21 protein-coding genes, 1 tRNA gene and 1 pseudogene are annotated in these 22,925 nt (G+C 68.0%); 12 read left to right on the top strand and 11 right to left on the bottom strand.

Features of this window, described 5'->3' with window-relative positions:
* Positions 1-86: 86 nt before the first annotated feature.
* Positions 87-620: a hypothetical protein gene (locus ACZ4NT_RS13960; RefSeq protein ID WP_467725352.1), complete on the bottom strand. Its 534-nt coding sequence runs from the start codon at positions 618-620 to the stop codon at positions 87-89.
* Between ACZ4NT_RS13960 and ACZ4NT_RS13955 the strand changes: the two genes are divergently transcribed.
* The 3 genes and pseudogenes from ACZ4NT_RS13955 to ACZ4NT_RS13945 all read left to right on the top strand — a co-directional run bounded on the left by ACZ4NT_RS13955 (position 619) and on the right by ACZ4NT_RS13945 (position 1,927).
* Complete coding sequence (locus ACZ4NT_RS13955) at positions 619-780, top strand: excisionase (protein WP_467725350.1); 162 nt, start codon at positions 619-621, stop codon at positions 778-780. The two genes, ACZ4NT_RS13960 and ACZ4NT_RS13955, sit on opposite strands and share 2 nt — an antisense overlap.
* Positions 780-1,097 (top strand): annotated as a pseudogene (locus tag ACZ4NT_RS13950) (site-specific integrase); the annotation flags it as partial. The gene ACZ4NT_RS13955 and the pseudogene ACZ4NT_RS13950, both read left to right, overlap by 1 nt.
* Positions 980-1,927 (top strand): site-specific integrase, encoded by a 948-nt coding sequence (locus ACZ4NT_RS13945; RefSeq protein WP_467725503.1) that lies wholly within the window; start codon positions 980-982, stop codon positions 1,925-1,927. The pseudogene ACZ4NT_RS13950 and the gene ACZ4NT_RS13945, both read left to right, overlap by 118 nt.
* Positions 1,928-1,982: 55 nt before the next feature.
* Here the strand turns inward: ACZ4NT_RS13945 and ACZ4NT_RS13940 are convergent.
* From ACZ4NT_RS13940 to dnaA, 9 genes are all read right to left on the bottom strand, one after another.
* Positions 1,983-2,059, bottom strand: a tRNA-Ile gene (locus ACZ4NT_RS13940).
* Between the two features lie 112 nt (positions 2,060-2,171).
* Positions 2,172-2,897 carry a DUF3566 domain-containing protein gene (locus ACZ4NT_RS13935; protein ID WP_467725349.1) on the bottom strand — a complete coding sequence of 242 codons (726 nt, stop codon included), beginning with the start codon at positions 2,895-2,897 and terminating at the stop codon, positions 2,172-2,174.
* Between the two features lie 16 nt (positions 2,898-2,913).
* Positions 2,914-5,508 carry a DNA gyrase subunit A gene (gene gyrA, locus ACZ4NT_RS13930; protein ID WP_467725348.1) on the bottom strand — a complete coding sequence of 865 codons (2,595 nt, stop codon included), beginning with the start codon at positions 5,506-5,508 and terminating at the stop codon, positions 2,914-2,916.
* 42 nt (positions 5,509-5,550) lie between these two features.
* On the bottom strand, positions 5,551-7,653 hold the full coding sequence (gene gyrB, locus ACZ4NT_RS13925; RefSeq protein WP_467725346.1) for a DNA topoisomerase (ATP-hydrolyzing) subunit B: 2,103 nt from the start codon (positions 7,651-7,653) through the stop codon (positions 5,551-5,553).
* 277 nt (positions 7,654-7,930) lie between these two features.
* Positions 7,931-8,503, bottom strand: coding sequence for a DciA family protein (locus ACZ4NT_RS13920; protein ID WP_121405009.1), 573 nt, complete (start codon positions 8,501-8,503; stop codon positions 7,931-7,933).
* Positions 8,500-9,624 carry a DNA replication/repair protein RecF gene (gene recF, locus ACZ4NT_RS13915; RefSeq protein ID WP_121405008.1) on the bottom strand — a complete coding sequence of 375 codons (1,125 nt, stop codon included), beginning with the start codon at positions 9,622-9,624 and terminating at the stop codon, positions 8,500-8,502. The genes ACZ4NT_RS13920 and recF overlap by 4 nt, the downstream gene beginning before the upstream one ends.
* Before the next feature lie 132 nt (positions 9,625-9,756).
* Entirely contained in the window at positions 9,757-10,632 is an 876-nt protein-coding gene (gnd, locus tag ACZ4NT_RS13910; protein WP_121405007.1) for a phosphogluconate dehydrogenase (NAD(+)-dependent, decarboxylating), read from the bottom strand.
* A gap of 135 nt (positions 10,633-10,767) precedes the next feature.
* Complete coding sequence (dnaN, locus tag ACZ4NT_RS13905; protein ID WP_121405006.1) at positions 10,768-11,898, bottom strand: DNA polymerase III subunit beta; 1,131 nt, start codon at positions 11,896-11,898, stop codon at positions 10,768-10,770.
* Between the two features lie 1,059 nt (positions 11,899-12,957).
* Positions 12,958-15,060 (bottom strand): chromosomal replication initiator protein DnaA, encoded by a 2,103-nt coding sequence (gene dnaA, locus ACZ4NT_RS13900; protein ID WP_467725344.1) that lies wholly within the window; start codon positions 15,058-15,060, stop codon positions 12,958-12,960.
* 398 nt (positions 15,061-15,458) lie between these two features.
* On the opposite strand from dnaA, the gene rpmH reads away from it, so the two are divergent.
* The 9 genes from rpmH (at position 15,459) to ACZ4NT_RS13855 (ending at position 22,482) form a co-directional block, all read left to right on the top strand.
* Positions 15,459-15,596 carry a 50S ribosomal protein L34 gene (gene rpmH / locus ACZ4NT_RS13895; protein WP_006381191.1) on the top strand — a complete coding sequence of 46 codons (138 nt, stop codon included), beginning with the start codon at positions 15,459-15,461 and terminating at the stop codon, positions 15,594-15,596.
* A 19-nt stretch (positions 15,597-15,615) separates the two neighbouring features.
* Positions 15,616-15,987: a ribonuclease P protein component gene (gene rnpA, locus ACZ4NT_RS13890; protein WP_121405003.1), complete on the top strand. Its 372-nt coding sequence runs from the start codon at positions 15,616-15,618 to the stop codon at positions 15,985-15,987.
* Positions 15,984-16,349, top strand: coding sequence for a membrane protein insertion efficiency factor YidD (gene yidD, locus ACZ4NT_RS13885; protein ID WP_121405002.1), 366 nt, complete (start codon positions 15,984-15,986; stop codon positions 16,347-16,349). Before rnpA ends, yidD begins: the two co-directional genes overlap by 4 nt.
* 3 nt (positions 16,350-16,352) lie before the next feature.
* The gene (gene yidC, locus ACZ4NT_RS13880) at positions 16,353-17,627 is read left to right on the top strand and encodes a membrane protein insertase YidC (RefSeq protein WP_121405001.1); all 1,275 of its coding nucleotides are present in this window, start codon (positions 16,353-16,355) and stop codon (positions 17,625-17,627) included.
* Positions 17,628-17,642: 15 nt separating this feature from the next.
* Positions 17,643-18,152: a R3H domain-containing nucleic acid-binding protein gene (locus ACZ4NT_RS13875; protein ID WP_121405000.1), complete on the top strand. Its 510-nt coding sequence runs from the start codon at positions 17,643-17,645 to the stop codon at positions 18,150-18,152.
* 159 nt (positions 18,153-18,311) lie between these two features.
* A complete protein-coding gene (rsmG, locus tag ACZ4NT_RS13870) occupies positions 18,312-19,028 on the top strand; it encodes a 16S rRNA (guanine(527)-N(7))-methyltransferase RsmG (RefSeq protein ID WP_121404999.1) in 717 nt (238 codons plus the stop codon).
* Positions 19,029-19,381: 353 nt separating this feature from the next.
* Complete coding sequence (locus ACZ4NT_RS13865) at positions 19,382-20,455, top strand: ParA family protein (RefSeq protein WP_121404998.1); 1,074 nt, start codon at positions 19,382-19,384, stop codon at positions 20,453-20,455.
* Positions 20,452-21,540, top strand: coding sequence for a ParB/RepB/Spo0J family partition protein (locus ACZ4NT_RS13860; RefSeq protein WP_467725340.1), 1,089 nt, complete (start codon positions 20,452-20,454; stop codon positions 21,538-21,540). Before ACZ4NT_RS13865 ends, ACZ4NT_RS13860 begins: the two co-directional genes overlap by 4 nt.
* Before the next feature lie 324 nt (positions 21,541-21,864).
* Positions 21,865-22,482 carry a GNAT family N-acetyltransferase gene (locus tag ACZ4NT_RS13855; protein WP_121404996.1) on the top strand — a complete coding sequence of 206 codons (618 nt, stop codon included), beginning with the start codon at positions 21,865-21,867 and terminating at the stop codon, positions 22,480-22,482.
* A gap of 103 nt (positions 22,483-22,585) precedes the next feature.
* Here the strand turns inward: ACZ4NT_RS13855 and trxA are convergent, their stop codons facing one another.
* Entirely contained in the window at positions 22,586-22,918 is a 333-nt protein-coding gene (gene trxA, locus ACZ4NT_RS13850; protein ID WP_007383275.1) for a thioredoxin, read from the bottom strand.
* Positions 22,919-22,925 lie beyond the last annotated feature (7 nt).

The raw sequence follows: 22,925 nt of genomic DNA, 5'->3' as shown, positions 1-22,925 counted from the left end.
CCCACGGCCGTCGCGGCACAGGCGAGCGGCCGGATACGCAGAGGACCCCCGGTCGTTGCCGACCGACAAGGGCTGAGGTGACACGTTCAGCCTTTCGCCCCCGAACATCCTTCATCCTCCGGCGCGGTCATGACCAGACCGGAGCTCACAGCATGCTCGTCGTAGATACCCAGCCGCTGGAGGTAGGCCCAGCGGTCGAGTTGGGTGCAGGCCCAGACAGGGTCATAGGCCGCCGTGGGCAGCTGCGGTACGCGTTTGCGGCCTGTGTCGTCGAGTCGGTAAGGGACCTCGAACGCCGTATCCCAGAGGGTTAGGGCTGCGGCGAAGCGCTCCTCAGTTCCCGAAGGATCGATTCCCAAGTAGCGGGCGATATCCGCCCAAGAGGTGCCCCGCTCACGCTCATAGATCACAGCCGAGACCAGCGCGCGTTCAGCGAGTTCAATGAGCTGGAGCGCTTGACTCACCCGGCCTCCGGGGCCTGTGTCAGGGTCGTGGCGGGTCGCGACCAGGCCACTCGCGCTGTCAGCGACGTCCACGGCATGGTCACAGAGCACCAGGCGTGCCAGCGCTTGGCGGGAAAATCGGGCGCGGTCGACGTCGTAGGGAGTCGTCTCGGTCATGCGCGCATCGTTGCAGGAGGCTTCCGCCTATGGACGGACCAAGGTCTATGACCTCATCCGGACTCACCGCCTCGTGTCCATCAAGGTGGACGGGTGCCGGCGCATCCCGGATGCCGCCGTCCGTGACTTCATCGTGGGTCAGATCGGTAAGGCTGCCTGATGGCCAAGCGTCGGCCCAACGGCGGCGGCACCATCGCGAAGCGGTCCGATGGCCGGTACCAGGGCGCTGCATACGTCATCGACACGGACGGCAACCGCGTGGGCAAGTACGTGTACGGCCGGACCTGGGACGAGGCGAACGAGAAGCTTGGCAAGCTCCAGGACCAGGAGCGCAACGGCGTTCCCGTCACCTCCCGCTCGTGGAGCCTCGGCGAGTGGCTGGCCTACTGGCTGGAGCACATCGTGAAACCGGAGCGGGAGCACAACACGTACGTGAAGTACGAGTCCAAGGTGCGGCTGTACCTAGTCCCGCATCTCGGCAAAAAGGCCATGATCAGGCTGACGCCCGCACAGATCCGTACCGTCATGGCGAAACTCAAGGCGGACGGTGTCGGCGCGGCTGCGCGGTTCGAGGTGCTGCGCGTCCTCCGCAACGCCCTGAACCGCGCCATGCGCGAGGAGCTGGTGACGCGGAACGTCGCCCTGCTGGTGGACATGCCCAAGGTCAGCAAGGGAGAGGCGCGGCCCTGGAACGCCCAGGAGGCCGTTGTCTTCTTGCGGGCGTCCCGCGCGCACCGGCTGTACGCGGCCTGCGTCCTCGTGGCCTGCGTCGCAGCGAGGTCCTGGGCCTGCGCTGGCAGGACATTGACTTCGATCGCGGACAGTTCGCGCCCGTCAAGCAGGTGCAGCGGGTCAAGGGCGCCGGCCTGGTCCTCAAAGACCTCAAGACCGAGGCCTCTCAGGCCGTGCTGCCCCTGCCTGAGTTCTGCGCTCGGGCTCTCCGCGAGCGTCGGGAGCTTCAGGACCTGGAATGCCGGATCGTGGGCGACGGCTGGGCCCAGGAGCCGGGGCAGGATCTCGTCTTCTCGTCCGAGCGGGGTGGCCCCATCGACCCTATGGGCTTCTCTCGCAGCTTCGAGCGGCTGGTGAAGCGGGCCGGTGTCCGCCACATCACGGTCCGGCTCGCCCGGCACACTTGCGGCACCCTGCTGGCCTTCCTGAAGGTGCACCCCAAGGTCGCTCAGGCGATTCTCCGGCACAGTCAGATCAGCATGACCATGGACGTCTATACGCACGTGGTGGGCGACGGTGAGCGGGAAGCCGTGTCGATGCTCGCGGAGCTTCTGGAAGATCCGCTGATCGGTTGATGTCAGCCGTGGATGTCAAAGACCCCCAGCCGGTATCGACTGGGGGTCTTTGCACTGGTGGGGCTAACAGGATTTGAACCTGTGGCCTCATCCTTATCAGGGATGCGCTCTAACCAACTGAGCTATAGCCCCGCCGCGCTCTGCGGTGTATGTCCCGCGCGCTGACCTCTGAAGATTAGCGCACGACGCGGCCAGTCCCAAAATCGGTATCGCGCGCCCCGGGGGAGGCCCCGGAGAGCTGCTCCTACTCGTCCTCGGCGAGGGTCAGCTCGACGCCGCCGACGAAGCCCGCGGAGAGGTTGTAGATGAAGGCGCCGAGCGTCGCCAGGGCCGTCGCGAGGACGACGTCGATGACCGCGATGATCGTCGTGAACATCAGGACGTGCGGCAGCGAGAGGAACGACTGCAGGTCGAAACCGTTCGACTCGTTCGAGCCGGTGGCCTCGGAGATCGTGCCGCCGACCGTCGAGAAGACGCCCATCGCGTCCATGACCATCCACAGCACCGCGGCCGCGACGATCGTGCAGATCCCGAGGGCGATGGAGAGCAGGAAGCTGACCTTCATGACCGACCAGGGGTCGGCCTTGGCCACCCGGAGCCGCGCCTTGCGGGTGCGCGGCATGGTGCGCGCGCCGGTCCGCGGACGCCGGACGGCACCCGCGGGGGCCGGCTGGTACGCCTGCGGCGGGTGGTAGGGCCCCGCGGCCTGCTGCTGGCGTTCGCCCGGGAGCGCGGAGCCGGCGGGCGCGGCACCCGTTGCCGCCGCCGGTGAGGGTGCCGCCGTCGCCGGTGTGTCCGGAGCCGCCGGGCCCGCTCCGGCCGCGTACTGCTGAGCCTGCGGGCCTCGGGTGTCCGTCACAGTTCCCCCCTGGGATCCATGAGAGTCATGGGAGTCGGTCTCATCAGTGGCGGAGCCACGGCCGCCGTCCGTTTCCGTACCGGTCGTTCCGGCGCCCGTGGCTCCGCTCACGATGACTCACTCCTCGCTACTCGGCCGGGGACTGCTCGCCCTCGTCCGTTCCGGCGACCGCGACGCCCTCGGCGGACTCGTCCTCGGCGTCCACGCCGTCGACTTCCTCCGCTTCGCGACCGGCCTCGGCGTTCCGAGCGATGCCGACCACGGCATCGCGCTTGCCCAGGTTGATCAGTTGGACGCCCATGGTGTCACGGCCCGTCTCCCTGACCTCGTTGACTCGCGTACGAATCACACCGCCGGACAGCGTGATGGCGAGGATCTCGTCGGTCTCCTCGACCACCAGCGCACCGACGAGGGAGCCGCGGTCCTCGACGATCTTGGCGGCCTTGATACCCAGACCGCCGCGACCCTGAACGCGGTACTCGTCGACGGCGGTCCGCTTCGCGTACCCGCCGTCCGTAGCAGTGAACACGAACGTACCGGGTCGAACAACATTCATCGAGAGCAGCTCGTCCCCCTCGCGGAAACTCATGCCCTTGACACCCGAGGTGGCACGGCCCATCGGACGCAAAGCGTCATCGGTGGCCGTGAACCGGATCGACTGCGCCTTCTTGCTGATCAACAGCAGATCGTCTTCTGCCGAAACCAGCTCCGCACCGATCAGTTCGTCGTCGGAACCGCTCTCCGTCTCCCGGAGATTGATCGCGATCACGCCGCCGGAACGCGGTGAGTCGTAATCCTTCAGAGACGTCTTCTTGACCAGACCCCCCTTGGTCGCGAGGACCAGGTAGGGCGCGGCCTCGTAGTCGCGGATCGCGAGGATCTCGGCGATCGCCTCGTCCGGCTGGAAGGCGAGCAGGTTGGCGACGTGCTGCCCGCGCGCCTCGCGGCCGGCGTCCGGCAGTTCGTACGCCTTCGCCCGGTAGACGCGGCCCTTGTTCGTGAAGAACAGCAGCCAGTGGTGCGTCGTGGACACGAAGAAGTGGTCGACGATGTCGTCCTGCTTCAGCTTCGTACCGCGTACGCCCTTGCCGCCGCGCTTCTGCGAACGGTAGTCCTCGGTCTTGGTCCGCTTGATGTAGCCACCGCGCGTGATGGTGACGACGATGTCCTCTTCGGCGATCAGGTCCTCGATGGACATGTCACCGTCGAAGGGCACCAGCTTGGAGCGGCGGTCGTCGCCGAACTTCTCGACGATCGCGGCGAGTTCCTCGCTGATGATGCCGCGCTGACGCACCGGCGAGGCGAGGATCTCGTTGTACTCGCGGATCTTGGCCTGGAGCTCGTCGTGCTCCTGGATGATCTTCTGGCGCTCCAGGGCGGCCAGCCGGCGCAGCTGCATCTCCAGGATGGCGTTGGCCTGGATCTCGTCGATCTCCAGGAGGCCCATCAGGCCTTCGCGCGCGATGTCGACGGTGTCGCTGCGCCGGATCAGCGCGATGACCTCGTCGATGGCGTCCAGTGCCTTCAGGAGACCGCGCAGGATGTGCGCGCGCTCCTCGGCCTTGCGCAGCCGGAACTTCGTACGGCGGACGATGACCTCGATCTGGTGCGCCACCCAGTGCCGGATGAACGCGTCCAGGGAGAGGGTGCGCGGCACACCGTCGACGAGCGCCAGCATGTTGGCGCCGAAGTTCGTCTGCAGGTCGGTGTGCTTGTACAGGTTGTTCAGCACGACCTTGGCGACCGCGTCGCGCTTCAGGACGATGACCAGGCGCTGGCCGGTGCGGGACGACGTCTCGTCGCGGACGTCGGCGATGCCGCCGATCTTGCCGTCCTTGACCAGGTCGGCGATCTTCTGCGCGAGGTTGTCGGGGTTCACCTGGTAGGGGAGCTCCGTGACCACCAGGCACTGGCGGTTCTGGATCTCCTCGACCTCGACGACCGCGCGCATCGTGATGGAGCCGCGGCCGGTGCGGTACGCCTCCTCGATGCCCTTGCGGCCCACCACGAGGGCGCCGCTCGGGAAGTCGGGGCCCTTGATGCGCTCGATCAGCGCGTCCAGGAGCTCCTCGTGCGAGGCCTCCGGGTTCTCCAGGTACCACTGGGCGCCGGCCGCGACCTCGCGCAGGTTGTGCGGCGGGATGTTGGTCGCCATGCCGACCGCGATACCGGCGGAGCCGTTGATCAGCAGGTTCGGGAAGCGGGCCGGCAGGACGGTCGGCTCCTGGGAGCGGCCGTCGTAGTTGTCCGTGAAGTCGACGGTCTCCTCGTCGATGTCGCGGACCATCTCCATGGACAGCGGCATCATCTTGCACTCGGTGTACCGCATCGCGGCCGCCGGGTCGTTGCCGGGAGATCCGAAGTTGCCGTTGGAGTCCACCAGCGGCATCCGCATCGACCACGGCTGCGCGAGGCGCACCAGCGCGTCGTAGATCGAGGAGTCGCCGTGCGGGTGGTAGTTGCCCATGACGTCGCCGACGACACGGGCGCACTTGTAGAAGCCCTTCTCGGGCCGGTAGCCGCCGTCGTACATCGCGTACAGCACGCGGCGGTGGACGGGCTTGAGGCCGTCCCGTACGTCGGGCAGCGCGCGCGACACGATGACGGACATCGCGTAGTCGAGGTAGGAGCGCTGCATCTCGGTCTCGAGCCCGACGGGCTCGACGCGCAGGGCGATCTCGCCCTCTTCGTCAGGAGTGCTCGGAATGTTCTCGTCGGCCATTGCTGGTGAAGATCCTTTCTGCGGCGGTCAGCTGAGACCGACTCAGATGTCGAGGAAGCGGACGTCCTTGGCGTTGCGCTGGATGAACGCGCGGCGTGCTTCGACGTCCTCGCCCATGAGGACCGAGAACAGGTCGTCGGCCTGGGCGGCGTCGTCCAGCGTGACCTGGCCGAGGACGCGGTGCTCCTGGTCCATGGTCGTGATGCGCAGCTCCTCGGCGTTCATCTCACCGAGACCCTTGAAGCGCTGGATCGAGTCCTCCCTGACGCGCTTGCCCGACTGGCGGCCGAGCTCGATCAGGGCGTCGCGCTCGCGGTCCGAGTACGCGTACTCGAAGTCGTCCCGGCCCCACTTGATCTTGTAGAGCGGAGGCCGCGAGAGGAACACGTGCCCGGCCTCGACCAGCGGCCGCATGAAGCGGAACAGGAAGGTCAGCAGCAGGGTGTTGATGTGCTGGCCGTCGACGTCGGCGTCCGCCATCAGGATGATCTTGTGATAGCGGAGCTTCTCGATGTCGAAGTCCTCGTGGACTCCGGTGCCGAAGGCCGAGATCAGCGCCTGGATCTCCTGGTTCTGCAGGATCTTGTCGATCCGCGCCTTCTCGACGTTGAGGATCTTTCCTCGGATCGGGAGGATCGCCTGGTACTGCGGGTTGCGGCCGGACTTGGCCGAACCGCCGGCGGAGTCACCCTCGACGATGAAGATCTCGCACTTGGTGGGGTCGTTCGACTGGCAGTCGGAGAGCTTGCCCGGCAGGGACGCCGACTCCAGGAGACCCTTGCGGCGGGTGAGGTCGCGGGCCTTGCGGGCCGCCACGCGCGCGGTGGCCGCCTGGATCGACTTGCGGATGATGTCCGCGGCCTCGTTCGGGTTGCGGTCCAGCCAGTCGCTGATGTGCTCGTGGACCACCTTCTGGACGAAGGTCTTCGCCTCGGTGTTGCCGAGCTTCGTCTTGGTCTGGCCCTCGAACTGCGGCTCGCCCAGCTTGATCGAGATGATCGCCGTCAGACCCTCGCGGATGTCGTCGCCCGTGAGGTTGTCGTCCTTCTCGCGCAGCAGCTTCTTGTCGCGCGCGTACCGGTTGATCAGACCCGTCAGAGCGGCCCGGAAGCCCTCTTCGTGGGTACCGCCCTCGTGCGTGTGGATGGTGTTGGCGAAGGAGTACACACCCTCGCTGTAACCGCTGTTCCACTGCATCGCGACCTCGAGGGAGAGCAGGCGCTCCTTGTCCTCGGCCTCGATGTCGATCACGGTGGGGTGGATGACCTCGCCCTTGCGGGAGTTGAGGTACTTCACGAAGTCGACGATGCCGCCTTCGTAGTGGTACGTGACGGTCTTGACCTCGTCCTTCTCGTCCGCACCCGCCTCGTCCGCCCCGGTCACGGCCTTCGCGGAGTCGCGCTCGTCGGTGAGCTTGATCGTCAAGCCCTTGTTGAGGAACGCCATCTCCTGGAAGCGCCGCGACAGCGTCTCGAAGGAGTAGTCCGTGGTCTCGAAGATGTCGCCGTCGGCCCAGAAGGTGACCGAGGTGCCCGTCACCTCGGTGGCCTCGTGCTGGGCCAGCGGAGCCGTCGGCACGCCCAGCTTGTAGTCCTGCGTCCAGCGGTAGCCGTCGGTCCTGACCTCGACGGCCACCTTCGTCGACAGCGCGTTCACGACGGAGACACCCACGCCGTGCAGACCACCGGAGACCGCGTAGCCGCCGCCGCCGAACTTGCCGCCCGCGTGCAGCACGGTCAGCACGACCTCGACGGCGGGCTTGCCCTCGGACGGGACGATGCCCACCGGGATGCCGCGGCCGTTGTCCACGACCCGCACACCGCCGTCGGCGAGGATCGTGACCTCGATCGTGTCCGCGTGGCCGGCCAGGGCCTCGTCGACGGAGTTGTCGACGACCTCGTACACCAGGTGGTGGAGTCCGCGCTCACCGGTCGAGCCGATGTACATGCCGGGCCGCTTGCGGACGGCGTCCAGGCCTTCGAGGACGGTGATGGCGCTGGCGTCGTAGGCCACGCCGGGGGCCTCGGCTGTGCCGGTGTGCGCTTCCACGCGGGACGCCGTGCCCTCCTCATCCGTCTCAGTAGCGGCGATGTTCTCGTTGGGGTTGCCGGAATCGGCCACGAAGCGCCCTTTCTGGCACAGCACGAACCAAGCTTCCGGCGGTGGCCGGAGCGGCTGCGGCGTGTTGCGTTGGTAAGCCTGCCTTGCACACCTTTTCCCGAAGCTCCCCGCAAGCGGGGCGGGATTGGCTTCCAGTCTACCGGTAGCGCCGACAGTGATGGGGGTTTGCCGGTACCTGAGTCCGCATGTGCCGCCCTCAACCGGTCTCGCCCGACTCCCCATATGCGGAGCGGGGCTCCAAGAGGCTCACAGAGGCACTCAGCGCTTCCGGGTGTCAACCCCCAGCTACTGACGAGTCAGGTCACCCGTAGGTGTCACCGGGACCGGTGCTTCCCGGGGCGCGCAAGGGGCCATAGCGACGGGCGGGGCCGCCGGGACCGAGCACCTTGATCACCCTGACCGCACCGTGTCCGAGGTCCTCGTTCAGGCGTGCCACCAGCTGCGGGGCGAGCAGCCGCAGCTGGGTCGCCCAGGCCGTCGAGTCGCACTGGACCGTCAGGACGCGCTCGTCCTCGTCGTACTTCTGGGGCACGCAGTGCTTGGCCAGGTCGTCCCCGACGATCTGCGGCCAGCGGCCCATCACACCGCCCACCGCCGCCGGGGCCTCCCAGCCGCGCTCGGTGAGCAGCCGGTTGATCGCGGCGCCCAGGGCCATCGGATCGCGGCCGTCGGCCCGCGCACCGGAGCGCAGGCCGCCGCCGCGCCGGGCCTGCTTCTTCTGCTGGGCCGCGTCCCCCCGCGCGCGTGCCTGTTCCTTCGCGGCCCGCAGGGCCACCCGCGCCAGGTCGACGCCCGACGGCTCCGGCACCTTCTTCGCCCCGCCGGTCCCGCCGGCGGGGCCGTCCCCCGCCGCTCCCGGTGTGTTCTCCGTCATACGCGCTCCACCCGGCCCTCGGACACGGCGAACCGGGTCCCCATGAGGACGCCTGGCACGTCGTCGTCCACCGCGGCCGTCACGAGCACCTGCTCGCCCGGCGCGACCAGCTCGGCGAGGCGCTCACGGCGCCGGGTGTCGAGCTCGGCGAACACGTCGTCCAGGACGAGCACCGGTTCGTTGCCCTCGGCCCTGAGCAGGTCGTACGAGGCCAGGCGCAGCGCCAGCGCGTAGGACCACGACTCCCCGTGCGACGCGTAGCCCTTCGCCGGCAGCTGTCCGAGCTTGAGCAGCAGTTCGTCGCGGTGCGGGCCCACCAGGGTCACGCCCCGTTCGATCTCCTGCTTGCGTGCCTCCAGGAGGGCCGCCATGAGCTGCTCGTACAGCTCCTCGCGTGCGTGGCCGACGATCTCCGGCGCGGAGGGCTTGTACTCCAGTGCGAGGGGACCGCCGCCCGGCGCCAGCTGCTCGTACGCCTTGTCGGCGAGGGGCTGGACCGCGGAGACCAGGTCGAGCCGCTGGGCGAGCAGTTCGGCGCCCACGCGCGCGAGGTGCTGGTCCCACACGTCGAGCGTGGACAGGTCCAGGGTGCGGCCGCCGTGACGGCGGGCGAGCGCCGCCGACTTCAGGAGGGTGTTGCGCTGCCTGAGGACGCGGTCGTAGTCCGAGCGGACGCCCGCCATGCGCGGGGACCGTGCGGTGATCAGTTCGTCGAGGAAGCGGCGCCGCTCCCCGGGGTCGCCCTTGACCAGGGCGAGGTCCTCCGGCGCGAAGAGCACCGTCCGCACGATGCCGAGCACGTCACGGGGCCTGACCTGCGAGGATCTGTTGATGCGGGCCCGGTTGGCCTTGCCGGGATTCAGCTCGAGTTCCACGAGCTGCTGGCGTTCGCCCTGCCGGACGTTGGCCCGGATGATCGCGCGGTCGGCGCCCATGCGCACCAGGGGCGCGTCCGAGGAGACCCGGTGGCTGCCGAGGGTGGCGAGATAGCCGACCGCCTCGACGAGATTGGTCTTGCCCTGCCCGTTCGGGCCGACGAAGGCGGTGACGCCGGCGTCGAGCGGGACCTCGACTCCGGTGTACGAGCGGAAGTCGGCCAGCGACAGATGCGTGACGTGCATGGTCGTTCGCCGACCTCCCCCAACGTGGTACTTCGGGTGTCTCCCCGAGGGCCGGGTCCGCCCCGGCCCTCGGTCGTCCCCGGCTGTGGACAGCCGGGCCGTTCCCCGGGGGCGGTGCCCCCAGGCTGTGGATCAGCTCTTCTCGACGGCGTGCCCGCCGAACTGGTTGCGCAGCGCGGCGATCATCTTCATCTGCGGCGAGTCGTCCTGCCGGGAGGCGAAGCGGGCGAACAGCGACGCGGTGATCGCCGGCAGCGGGACCGCGTTGTCGATGGCCGCCTCGACCGTCCAGCGGCCCTCACCGGAGTCCTGTGCGAAGCCCTTGAGCTTCTCCAGGTGCTCGTCCTCGTCCAGGGCGTTGACCGCGAGGTCCAGCAGCCAGGAGCGGATGACCGTGCCCTCCTGCCAGGAACGGAAGACCTCGCGCACGTCGGTGACGGAGTCGACCTTCTCCAGCAGCTCCCAGCCCTCGGCGTAGGCCTGCATCATCGCGTACTCGATGCCGTTGTGGACCATCTTCGCGAAGTGGCCGGCGCCCACCTTGCCGGCGTGCACCGCTCCGAAGTCGCCCTCCGGCTTGAGCGCGTCGAAGACCGGCTGCACCTTCGCCACGTTCTCCGCGTCGCCGCCGTACATCAGCGCGTAGCCGTTCTCCAGGCCCCAGACACCGCCCGAGACTCCGCAGTCGACGAAGCCGATGCCCTTGATGCCCAGCTCGACGGCGTGCTTCTCGTCGTCGGTCCAGCGGGAGTTCCCGCCGTCCACAACGACGTCTCCCGGCTGCAGGAGGGCGGCCAGCTCATCGATGGTGGACTGGGTCGCGGCACCGGCCGGGACCATCACCCACACCACGCGCGGGCCCTTGAGCCTGCCCACAAGCTCTTCCAGGCTGTGGACATCGGCGACGTCCGGGTTGCGGTCGTATCCGATGACGGTGTGGCCTGCGCGGCGAATCCGCTCGCGCATGTTGCCGCCCATCTTGCCGAGGCCGACGAGACCGAGCTCCATCAGTTGTTCCTTTGGTTTGCGACGTGGCGTGAGGGCACTTTCGTGCCTCGTCCGAGCCTAAACCCGGACGCTCACGCACACCTGTGGGCATAGCCGCTCAGACGTACGCCCACCTGCGGTCCCGGCCCGTCGGGCTCAGCCGCTGAGCCGCACCGGCATGATCAGGTACTTGTAGGCCTCGTCCGCCTCGGCGTCCACCGCGGGCCTGCCGCTGAGGAGCGCGGGCTTGGTCGAGGTCGTGAAGGAGAGCTGGGCGACGGGCGAGTCGATGGCGCTCAGCCCGTCGAGCAGGAACGTCGGGTTGAAGGCGATCGAGATGTCGTCGCCCTCCAGTTGAGCGTCGACCCTTTCCACAGCCTGTGCGTCGTCGCTGGAGCCGGCCTCCAGGATGAGCACGCCCTGCTCGAAGCTGAGCCGCACCGGGGTGTTCCGCTCGGCGACCAGGGCCACGCGCTTGACGGCCTCCACGAAGGGGGCGGTCTCGATGACGGCGATGGAGTTGAACTCCGTCGGGAACAGCGTGCGGTACTTCGGCAGGTCGCCTTCGAGCAGACGGGTGGTCGTGCGACGGCCGGCGCCCTCGAAACCGATGAGCCCCTCACCCGCGCCCGAGCCGGACAGCGCCAGGATCACGTTGTCGCCGCTCGTGAGCGCCTTGGCGGTGTCCAGGAGCGTCTTGGCGGGCACCAGGGCGACGGCGGACGCCTCCGGGTTCTCCGGCTTCCACAGGAACTCGCGGACGGCGAAGCGGTAGCGGTCGGTGGAGGCCAGGGTGACGGTGTCGCCCTCGATCTCGATGCGCACACCGGTCAGGACCGGCAGCGTGTCGTCACGGCCGGCGGCGATGGCGACCTGGGCGGCGGCGGAGGCGAACACCTCGCCGGGAACGGTGCCGGTCGCGGAAGGCATCTGCGGCAGCGCCGGGTACTCCTCCACAGGCAGGGTGTGGAGGGTGAACCGGGAGGAGCCGCAGACCACAGTCGCCCGTACACCGTCTGTGGAAATCTCCACCGGCCGGTTGGGGAGGGCGCGGCAGATGTCCGCGAGGAGGCGGCCGGAGACGAGGACCGTCCCCTCCTCGTCGATCTCGGCATCCACGGAGACCCGCGCCGAGACCTCGTAGTCGAAGCTGGACAGGCTCAGGGAGCCGCCCTCGGCCTTCAGCAGGAGGCCGGCGAGGACAGGCGCCGGCGGACGGGCCGGGAGGCTGCGTGCCGCCCAGGCCACTGCCTCCGCGAGTACGTCGCGTTCCACCCGGATCTTCACCGTTGCCGCCTCCGTCTGTTGCCGGCGCTCTCGCCCTGCTGGCCTTCGCTGTCTGACTCGGTGTCGTCGGTCCCTGTGACGGGAAGGACACCGGGGACCAGTCTGACGCACCGCACTGACAGTCGGCGCCCCCCTCGGTCAAGTCGTGCCGAGCGGCACCGGAGCTCCCGACCCCGAGTTGTGCACAGCCCCCTCTTCGAAACGGATTCCCAGCTCTCTCTAGTTGGGAGTAGTAGTAGGGGCTGTGGAAACCGTGGATAACCCCGTTTTCGCAGCTCAAAGGGCAAATTTTGTCCACCGGGCCTGTGGGCGACGGCGGTGGACAACCGGGGTCCGCTGTGGACGGGGAAAAGTTCTGCACACCCGATGCACAGGCTCGGGGCACTTCTCCCCAGCGCCGTCCCCAGTTTTACCCACGTTCCCCACAGGCCAACCCGACACCTTGGTGTGACGCCTTTCACTCGACCCGGTGAGGAGGCGCGTCACGTTGCCGAACAGTGGACAGGCATGTGGAGAAGGTACGAGAGGCTGGGGACAACCGGCTCGTGCCTGTGGGCCGCCGGTGGACAACTTCGTCCCCACCCTGTGGATCATTTTTTCGTCCACAGTCTGTGGAGATCCGTCGTCCACCAATCCACAACCACCTGACCTGGTCTGATGGTCTTTCAACAGCGCCCCCTGTGGACACGGTCTGGACAACTTCCGGGTCCCCAGGGTGTGGACGCGAGAAAGTCACCGGATCTGTGGAGGGCGGCCGTAACCACGCCCCTATTCGAACAGTGGATGACGGTTGTGCGTCGGTGCGACGGCCCGGATCGACGTCCGGAACGGCTCCGGAGGAGGTCGGAAAGGCCCCGGAACCCCTTTCGGGGATGCATCGGGGGCGCGGGAGAACGCCGCGGAGCGTGATCCGGAGCCGTACGGCGGCTCCACAGCCGCGGGGAGAACGCGCCCCGGGGACGCGAGGGGCCGAGGGCTCGTGGCCGCCGCACGGGCACAACGAAAGGCGCCCCCGGGAACTCGTCCCGGGGGCGCCTTCGACTCCGTACCGCTCCGGCGTCAGCCGTTCTTGATGCGGTTGGTGAGCTCGGTGACCTGGTTGTAGATCGAGCGGCGCTCGGCCATCAGCGCGCGGATCTTCCGGTCGGCGTGCATGACCGTCGTGTGGTCGCGGCCGCCGAACTGCGCGCCGATCTTCGGCAGGGAGAGGTCCGTGAGTTCCCGGCACAGGTACATGGCGATCTGGCGTGCCGTCACCAGGACCCGGCTGCGCGAGGAGCCGCACAGGTCGTCCACCGTGAGACCGAAGTAGTCGGCGGTGGCGGCCATGATGGCGGGCGCGGTGATCTCGGGGGACGAGTCCTCGCCGCCCGGGATCAGGTCCTTGAGCACGATCTCGGTGAGCCCGAGGTCCACCGGCTGCCGGTTGAGCGACGCGAACGCCGTCACCCGGATCAGCGCGCCCTCCAGCTCGCGGATGTTCCGCGAGATCCGGGACGCGATGAACTCGAGCACCTCCGGCGGGGCGTTGAGCTGCTCCTGCACCGCCTTCTTACGGAGGATGGCGATACGCGTCTCCAGCTCGGGCGGCTGGACGTCCGTGATCAGGCCCCACTCGAAACGGTTCCGCAGCCGGTCCTCCAGCGTCACCAACTGCTTGGGCGGCCGGTCCGAGGACAGCACGATCTGCTTGTTCGCGTTGTGGAGCGTGTTGAACGTGTGGAAGAACTCCTCCTGCGTCGACTCCTTGTCCGCGAGGAACTGGATGTCGTCGACGAGCAGGATGTCCATCTCGCGGTACCGCTTGCGGAAGCTGTCGCCCTTGCCGTCGCGGATCGAGTTGATGAACTCGTTGGTGAACTCCTCCGAGCTCACGTACCGCACGCGGGTGCCCGGATAGAGGCTGCGCGCGTAGTGCCCGATCGCGTGCAGCAGGTGCGTCTTGCCGAGCCCCGACTCCCCATAGATGAAGAGGGGGTTGTACGCCTTCGCGGGCGCCTCGGCGACGGCGACCGCGGCGGCGTGCGCGAACCGGTTCGAGGCGCCGATCACGAAGGTGTCGAAGAGGTACTTCGGGTTGAGCCGGGCGGTGGGCTCGCCGGGGCCCGCCGCCGGCGCGGGCTGGGCCGCCAGTGGACCGGGGGCACCGCTCGCCGAGGAGGGCCCCACCGGGCCGCCGCGGTGCACGTGGCCGCTGCCCGAGGGCGACGGCGGCTCCGGAAGATCACGCCGGTCCAGGTCGCGCCGGCTGTCGCGCTGGTCGTAGTCGGAGCGCTGCTGCTCGTAGTCGGCGCGTCCCTGCTCGTAGTCCTGCCGCTGCTGGTCGTAGGGCGGGCGCTCCATCGACTGCGGTCGGTAGTCCTGCGGGGGCGACGCGTACGGGTCGCGGTCGGGGAAGCCGAGCCGCTGCTGCTGCCAGCCGTAGTCGTCCTGCGACGGACGCGGCCAGGCGCCCGGCTCGGGACGCTGGTAGTCGGGGTAGGCGGGGCGCGCGGTCGGCAGATGGTCGCCGGGACCGCCGGGCAGCTGATCGGCCCGTCCGGTCCGGTGGTCGTCGGCGCGGTGCCGGCCGTAGCGCTCGTAGCCGTCGCGGCCCTGGCTGTCGTACGGGTTCCGCTCGTCGCGTCCCTGGCCGTCGTAACCGTCGCGGTTGTCGCGCGAGTGGCGGCCGCCCTGGCCGCCGTGCCCGTCGCGGCTGTCACGGCTGTCACGGCCGTGACCGGTGTCACGTCCGTCGCGGCTGTCGCGGCTGTCGCGTCCCTGTGCCTCGTATCCCTCGCGTCCGTCGCGGCCCTGGCCGTCGTAGGCGTCGCGGGCCTGGTCCGGTCCGGTCGGCTGCTCGGCTTCCTCGTAACGGGGCGGGGCAGGCGACCCCGGCGGCTCGCCCGCGGAGTCGTCGACGGTGATCGCGATACGGATCGGACGGCCGCACTCGCGGCTCAGGGTCTCACTGACGACGGGCGCGAGCCTGCCCTCGAGTACGCCCTTCGCGAACTCGTTCGGAACGGCGAGCAGCGCCGTGTCCGCCACGAGAGCCAGGGGCTGGCAGCGCTTGATCCAGTGCTCGTCCTTCGCCTCGACACCCTGTCCACGGCCCTCACCGAGGAGTTGTTCCAGTACTCGTGGCCACACTGCGGCAAGATCGGCAGGTACGTCAGCCACAGGGCACGCTCTCTCATGGGTCCCACGAACGTGTGGTTCTGGGAACAGGTCGGGATGTAACTCGGGTGGGGCAGGGGGGCACGAATCAGATGGCGCAGGGAGAAGGGAACGAATCGGAGTTCAGCCACGGTAGTCAGGGCGACCCATGCGGTTCAAGTTGTTGTCCCCAGCCTGTGGATAGTGTCCCCCGGCAAGCGCTGGTTTGACCGGATGGCGTAGCCGCGCGTACCGTAACCAGGTCGAGTTGTCGATGGCTGCTGCCGCCTGCCTCCGATGGGCACAGGTCACGTTCCGTGATCGGGAAGCGGTGCACTCGGGCGTAATACGAGCTACTCGTGGGCGCACGGTGACAGCCAGGACGGCACCCCGCCACCACCGATTCTTTCTGGAGCCCCCGAGTGAGCAAGCGCACCTTCCAGCCGAACAACCGTCGTCGCGCCAAGACCCACGGCTTCCGCCTGCGGATGCGCACCCGTGCCGGCCGCGCGATTCTCGCGAACCGTCGTGGCAAGGGTCGCGCCAGCCTGTCCGCCTGATCACTTAACAGGTCATGACGTGCTGCCTACCGAGCATCGGCTGAGGCGGCGCGAGGACTTCGCGACCGCGGTACGCCGAGGACGCCGGGCCGGACGCCCGCTTCTCGTCGTCCATCTACGTAGCGGTGCAACGGACCCGCACGCGCCTGGGGAGAGCGCTCCCCCGACGCGTGCGGGTTTCGTTGTCAGCAAAGCCGTGGGCGGAGCGGTCGTACGCAACACGGTGAAGCGCAGGCTTCGCCACCTGATGCGGGACCGCGTGGCCCTGTTGCCCCCCGGTAGCCTGGTAGTAGTACGAGCGCTGCCCGGTGCGGGTGACGCCGACCATGCACAGCTGGCCCGAGACCTGGATGCCGCTCTGGAGCGGCTGCTGGGAGGGGGCGCGCGATGAAGTACCCGCTGCTGGCGCTGATCAAGCTGTACCAGTGGACCATCAGCCCGTTGCTCGGGCCGGTGTGCAAGTACTACCCGTCGTGCTCCCACTACGGCTACCAGGCCATCGACCGGCACGGTGCGGTCAAGGGAACGGCGCTCACCGCCTGGCGCATCCTCCGGTGCAATCCGTGGTCGCTGGGCGGTGTGGACCATGTTCCCCAGCGCAAGCGTCCGCGGTGGCACGAAATGCTGCGCAACGCCTGGCGCGCACGCAAGGGCGGGACCTCCGCCGCCGAACCGGCCATCGAAGGGCATGGAATGTCCGACCATCCCTCGAGCCCGGCCGCCGAGACCCCGTCCCATGCTCAAGGAGCCTGATTAGTGGACACGATTGCCAGTCTTTTCAGCTTCATCACGACACCCGTTTCCTGGGTCATCGTCCAGTTCCACTCCGTGTACGGAAAGCTCTTCGGAGCTGACACGGGCTGGGCCTGGGGCCTGTCCATCGTGTCCCTGGTGATCCTGATCCGTATCTGCCTGATCCCGCTCTTCGTGAAGCAGATCAAGGCGACCCGGGCCATGCAGACGCTGCAGCCCGAGATGAAGAAGATCCAGGAGCGCTACAAGAACGACAAGCAGCGCCAGTCCGAAGAGATGATGAAGCTGTACAAGGAGTCGGGTACCAACCCGCTCTCCTCGTGCCTTCCCATCCTGGCGCAGTCGCCGTTCTTCTTCGCCCTGTACCACGTGCTCAACGGCATCGCGACCGGCAAGACGATCGGCGTCATCGACGATCAGCTGCTGGAGAGCGCCCGTAAGGCGCACATCTTCGGTGCTCCGCTCGCGGCCAAGTTCACCGACAGCGCGGAGAAGGTCACCTCCCTCGGCGCCACGCTGACCGACGTCCGCGTCGTCACCGCGATCATGATCGTCCTGATGTCCGCGTCGCAGTTCTACACGCAGCGTCAGCTGATGACGAAGAACGTCGACACCACGGTGAAGACGCCCTTCATGCAGCAGCAGAAGATGCTGATGTACGTCTTCCCGGTCATGTTCGCCGTCTTCGGCATCAACTTCCCGGTCGGTGTCCTCGTCTACTGGCTGACCACCAACGTGTGGACCATGGGCCAGCAGATGTTCGTCATCCACAACAACCCGACCCCGGGCAGCAAGGCCCAGGCCGCCTACCTGGAGCGCCTGCAGAAGCACGTGCTGAGCCACGGCAAGATCCGCCGGCGCGGCGAGAAGGCCATCGTCAAGGCCATCGTCGCCAAGGGCCGTGACCGCAACGAGTTCGAGCGCAAGTTCATCAACAGCCTGACCAAGGCCGGCCTCGCGGCCCAGGCCGACGGCACGGTGATCAAGAGCGAGACGGCGACCGTCACGGAGTCCGAGGACGGCACGACGACCGCAGCCGCGCCCAAGCGCCAGCAGCCGAAGCGGCAGTCGAAGTCGCAGCGTCAGGCAGCCGCCGCCAAGCCGGCGGGAGAGGCCGAGCCGAAGACCTCGCTCACCAAGTCCGACGAGCCGCAGGACGCCAAGCCCGACACCGCCAAGTCGGCGGGCGGCGGCACCAAGCCCGGTGCCGGTACCCGCAGCAAAGCCCAGTCCGGGCGCAAGGGCCCGCAGCGGCCCAAGTCCCCGTCCAAGAAGTAAGAAGGAGTCCATCCCGTGACGGAAGGCACCACCTCCGCCGCCGCCGAGGGCGACACCCTGAGCCGCCTGGAGCAGGAGGGCGAGATCGCTGCGGACTACCTCGAGGGTCTGCTCGACATCGCCGATCTCGACGGCGACATCGACATGGATGTCGAGGCCGACCGCGCCGCTGTCTCGATCATCAGCGACGCCGGTGGCCGCGACCTGCAGAAGCTGGTCGGCCGGGACGGCGAGGTACTGGAAGCCCTCCAGGAGCTCACGCGCCTGGCCGTGCACCGGGAGACCGGCGACCGCAGCCGCCTGATGCTGGACATCGCGGGCTACCGCGCACAGAAGCGTGAGGAGCTCTCCGAGCTCGGTGCCAAGGCTGCCGCCGACGCCCGGAGCTCCGGCGAGCCGGTGAAGCTGAAGCCGATGACGCCTTTCGAGCGCAAGGTGGTCCACGACGCGGTGAAGACCGCGGGTCTGCGCAGCGAGTCCGAGGGCGAGGAGCCGGAGCGCTTCGTCGTCGTGCTTCCCGCCTGATCGGTACGTACGTTCCTCCGGCCCCGTCTGTTGCGCAGACGGGGCCGAACTTTGTCAGCCTGGTAGTCCCCCGACAGCTGCGGTCCCGGCAGCTGTAGTCCCTGATAGTCCTGGAAGTCAGCGCTCGGTGCGCTTATGCGGTACGGAAGGACGGTCCCCGTGACGGAGGCAGCGGAGCTCCCCCCTACGCCCGAGGAAGCACGCGCGGTATTCGGCGATCGCTTCGCGGACGCGGTCCGGTACGCGGAGCTGCTGGCCGAGGCGGGAGTGCAGCGCGGGCTCATCGGCCCTCGTGAAGTGCCACGGCTGTGGGAGCGGCACCTTCTGAACTGCGCGGTGCTCTCGGAGGTCGTTCCCGAGGGAGTCACCGTGTGCGACGTCGGCTCCGGCGCCGGTCTGCCCGGCATCCCCCTGGCTCTCGTCCGCGACGACATCAAGATCACGCTGCTTGAGCCCCTCCTCCGGCGAACCACCTTCCTCACCGAGGTCGTCGAGCTCCTGGGGCTCGACCACGTGACCGTCGTGCGTGGTCGGGCCGAGGAGGTCATGGGGAAGCTGCCTCCGGTGCATGTGGTGACCGCTCGGGCCGTCGCCCCGCTGGACCGGCTGGCCACCTGGGGCATTCCGCTGCTGAGGCCTTATGGCGAGATGCTCGCGCTCAAGGGCGATACCGCCGAGGAGGAGCTGAAGAGCGCTGCCACGGCACTGAGCAAGCTCGGGGCGGTGGGAACGTCGATCCTCCATGTGGGCGAGGGCGTGGTGGATCCGATGTCCACCGTGGTGCGCGTCGAGGTCGGAGAGAGCCCCGGCGGAGTGCGCTTCGCTGCGAAGCGGGCCAAGGCGGCCAGGACCACGCGGACGCGGCGGCGCCGTTGACCCAGGAGGGTCCTGCAGAATTCGAAACTCTCGGCCCCGTCATGACGGGGCCGAGAGTTTTTTGTCACGTCGGACCCCGCCCCGCTGATCCGTCCTGACGACCAGCCGTACTCCACACAAGCTGCCAAACCTATGCATACCGGAGTGTCGCGCCGCTCTGCCGTCGACTGCTGGGCATCGTGTTTCACGTGAAACGTCGCTCACTGCTGCACGGCATCATCAGTCGCGGCCGCGCCGCGGCCGAACCCCGCGATCGGAGACCTCTCGGTTCACTCGAAGAGGGTGCGGAGTTGTCCACAGAGGTGGATTTCTCCACAGAACCACGGGCCTCGCTGGTTCACGACCCCGAAGACATGGGAGGCTCTGTTCATTGCGAGCCTGAAGTCGAGGAGAGTGAATCCTTGCGGTCCGACGCCAACATCGCGGGACCGATGACCGATCCGGTCCCCGGTCCCCGTACCGAGTCGATGGGGGAGGATGTTTCACGTGAAACACCGCCCCCGATGGACGACACTCCCATCGGTCGTGCTGCCCAACTGGCAGTGGAGGCTCTGGGCCGTGCCGGCGAAGGCCTGCCACGGCCGGAGCAGACACGCGTCATGGTGGTTGCCAACCAGAAGGGCGGGGTCGGTAAGACCACGACCACGGTCAACCTTGCCGCGTCTCTCGCCCTGCACGGCGGCCGTGTCCTGGTGATCGACCTCGACCCACAGGGCAACGCCTCCACCGCGCTGGGTATCGACCACCACGCCGAGGTGCCGTCCATCTACGACGTGCTGATCGACAGCAGGCCGCTCTCCGAAGTCGTGCAGCCGGTCCCCGACGTCGAGGGCCTCTTCTGTGCACCCGCCACGATCGATCTCGCCGGTGCGGAGATCGAGCTGGTGTCCCTGGTGGCACGGGAGAGCCGACTGGAGCGGGCGATCCAGGCGTACGAGCAGCCGCTGGACTACATCCTCATCGACTGCCCGCCGTCGCTCGGCCTCCTCACGGTCAATGCGCTGGTCGCCGGAGCCGAGGTGCTGATCCCGATCCAGTGCGAGTACTACGCGCTCGAGGGCCTGGGCCAGCTCCTGCGCAACGTCGATCTTGTTCGCGGTCACCTGAACCCGAACCTGCACGTGTCGACCATCCTGCTCACCATGTACGACGGCCGGACCCGACTGGCGTCCCAGGTCGCGGACGAGGTGCGCAGCCACTTCGGCGACGAGGTGCTGCGCACGAGCATTCCGCGATCGGTCCGTATCTCGGAGGCTCCTAGTTATGGGCAGACGGTGCTGACTTACGATCCAGGATCGAGTGGTGCCCTCTCCTATCTGGAGGCGGCACGGGAAATTGCGTTGCGCGGCGTCGGAGTGGCTTACGACGCGCAGCATGCCCATGTGGGCGCACAGAACGGTCAGAGCATGGTGGAGGGGATCCAGTGAGCGAACGACGAAGGGGGTTGGGCCGTGGTCTCGGCGCACTGATCCCCGCTGCCCCGACAGGGGAGAAGATGGCGCCGGCGGGTGGCGCGACCACTTCTCCGACGTCTGTACCCGTCCTTACGGCCGAACGCGGAGTGGCGGCGGCGAAGGTGGCCACGCTTCCTCCTGTTTCACGTGAAACAGAGGAGCCGTCGTCCTACACCACGGTGGAGACGCCCTCAGAGCCGGTCGGTGCTCACTTCGCCGAACTGCCTCTCGACTCGATCACTCCGAACCCGCGGCAGCCCCGTGAGGTGTTCGACGAGGATGCTCTCGCCGAGCTGGTGACCTCCATCAAGGAGGTCGGACTGCTCCAGCCCGTCGTCGTGCGTCAGGTCGGTCCGGGGCGGTACGAGCTCATCATGGGTGAGCGGCGCTGGCGGGCCTGCCGTGAGGCCGGGCTCGAAGCGATTCCGACGATCGTGCGGGCCACGGACGACGAAAAGCTTCTGCTGGACGCCCTTCTGGAGAACCTGCACCGGGCTCAGCTGAACCCGCTGGAAGAGGCAGCCGCCTACGACCAGCTCCTCAAGGACTTCAACTGCACCCACGACCAGCTGGCGGACCGGATCGGCCGCTCGCGTCCTCAGGTCTCCAACACGCTGCGTCTGCTGCGGCTGTCGCCCTCGGTCCAGAAGCGGGTGGCCGCCGGTGTGCTGTCCGCTGGACATGCCCGGGCGCTGCTCTCCGTCGACGACTCGGAGGAGCAGGACAGGCTGGCTCACCGGATCGTGGCCGAGGGTCTTTCGGTGCGGGCCGTCGAGGAGATCGTCACGCTCATGGGGTCGAGGCCTCAGACCGCACCCCGGTCCAAGGGGCCGCGCGCAGGTGCCGTGCTTTCCCCGGCGCTGAGCGATCTCGCGACGCGGCTCTCGGATCGGTTCGAGACGCGCGTGAAGGTCGACCTGGGCCAGAAGAAAGGCAAGATCACCGTCGAGTTCGCGTCGGTGGAGGACCTTGAGCGGATCCTGGGCAGCCTTGCCCCGGGTATGGGCCCGGTCCTCCAGAAGAGTCTGCTGGACGACTCCGAGGACAGCGAAGCCTGAGTCGGTAAGCGGCGGCGATGTCGATCGCCCGCCACCAAGAGCGGGTCGTGTCCGGTGTGTACCGGAACACGGCCCGCTCTTTGCTTTCTGGCGGTATCTATGGAATCGCATCGTGGTTACGATGCGATCAGGTACGGCGCATCCACTTGGCGGCACCTTGATCGGGGAGGCGGGGGCCATGCGAACCGTGAGCCGTTCCGGGTTGGTGACTGCCGGCCTGGGCTTGGGGGCGGTCGGCGGATTCGTCGGCAGCCTGCTCAGGGAGCGGAGCGCCCTGACAGCCGCCCGCGACGCAGCGGGCGAAGGAAGCGAGGAACTGCCTTCATGGGGCGTCGGCTCGTACCGCTCACGCTGGACAACCTTCAGGACGTTCCCCAGCGCTGCCGCTCGTGTGTCTTCTGGGAGCTCGACCCGGTCAGCGGCGAAGCCGCGATAAACGCGGGCACGTCGGCTCTGGAGAAGGAAGCCTGGATCTCGGCTGTTCTGCTCGACTGGGGATCATGCGGACGCGTCGTCTACGTGGATGACGAGCCGGTCGGCTTTGTGATGTACGCGCCTCCGGCGTATGTCCCTCGATCCACGGCCTTCCCCACCAGTCCGGTCTCTCCTGACGCCGTGCAGCTGATCACCGCCTTCATCCTGCCGGGGTACCAGGGACAGGGGCTCGGCCGGGTGATGGTCCAGACGGTCGCCAAGGATCTGCTGCGCCGGGGCTTCAAGGCGGTCGAGGCGTTCGGGGACGCTCGGTGGGAGGAGGCGGCGTGCGTGCTGCCGGCCGACCATCTCCTGGCCGTCGGCTTCAAGACGGTGCGGCCACACCCCCGGTATCCGCGGCTGCGCCTTGAGCTGCGGACGACGCTCTCCTGGAAGGAAGACGTGGAGCTGGCTCTGGACCGGCTGCTGGGGGCTGTTCAGAAGGAGCCCGCGCTGCGCCCGCTGTGAGCACTACCCGTAACGCTGTCGCACAGACGAATGGGCCAACCCGAGAGGGTTGGCCCATTCGTGTTTCACGTGAAACATCGCCGTCGGCGTGACGGCATCACGACTACTCGGCGATGAAGTCCTCGAGGTCGCGCACGATAGCGGCCTTCGGCTTCGCACCGACGATGGTCTTGGCCACCTCGCCGCCCTGGTACACGTTGAGGGTCGGGATGGACATGACCCCGTACTTGGCGGCCGTACCCGGGTTCTCGTCGATGTTCAGCTTGACGATCTCGATCTTGTCCCCGTACTCGGCGGCGATGGCCTCGAGCGACGGCGCGATCTGGCGGCAGGGACCGCACCAGGCGGCCCAGAAGTCCACGAGGACAGGCTTGTCGCTCTTGAGGACGTCCTGCTCGAAGGAGTCGTCGGTCACATTCTTCAGGGTGCCGGCCACGGCGGGC

It is taken from the genome of Streptomyces sp. NPDC026417, from assembly GCF_055567695.1.
Note: the sequence above shows the minus strand (reverse complement) of the source record. Positions and strands in the feature narration are given on the sequence as shown.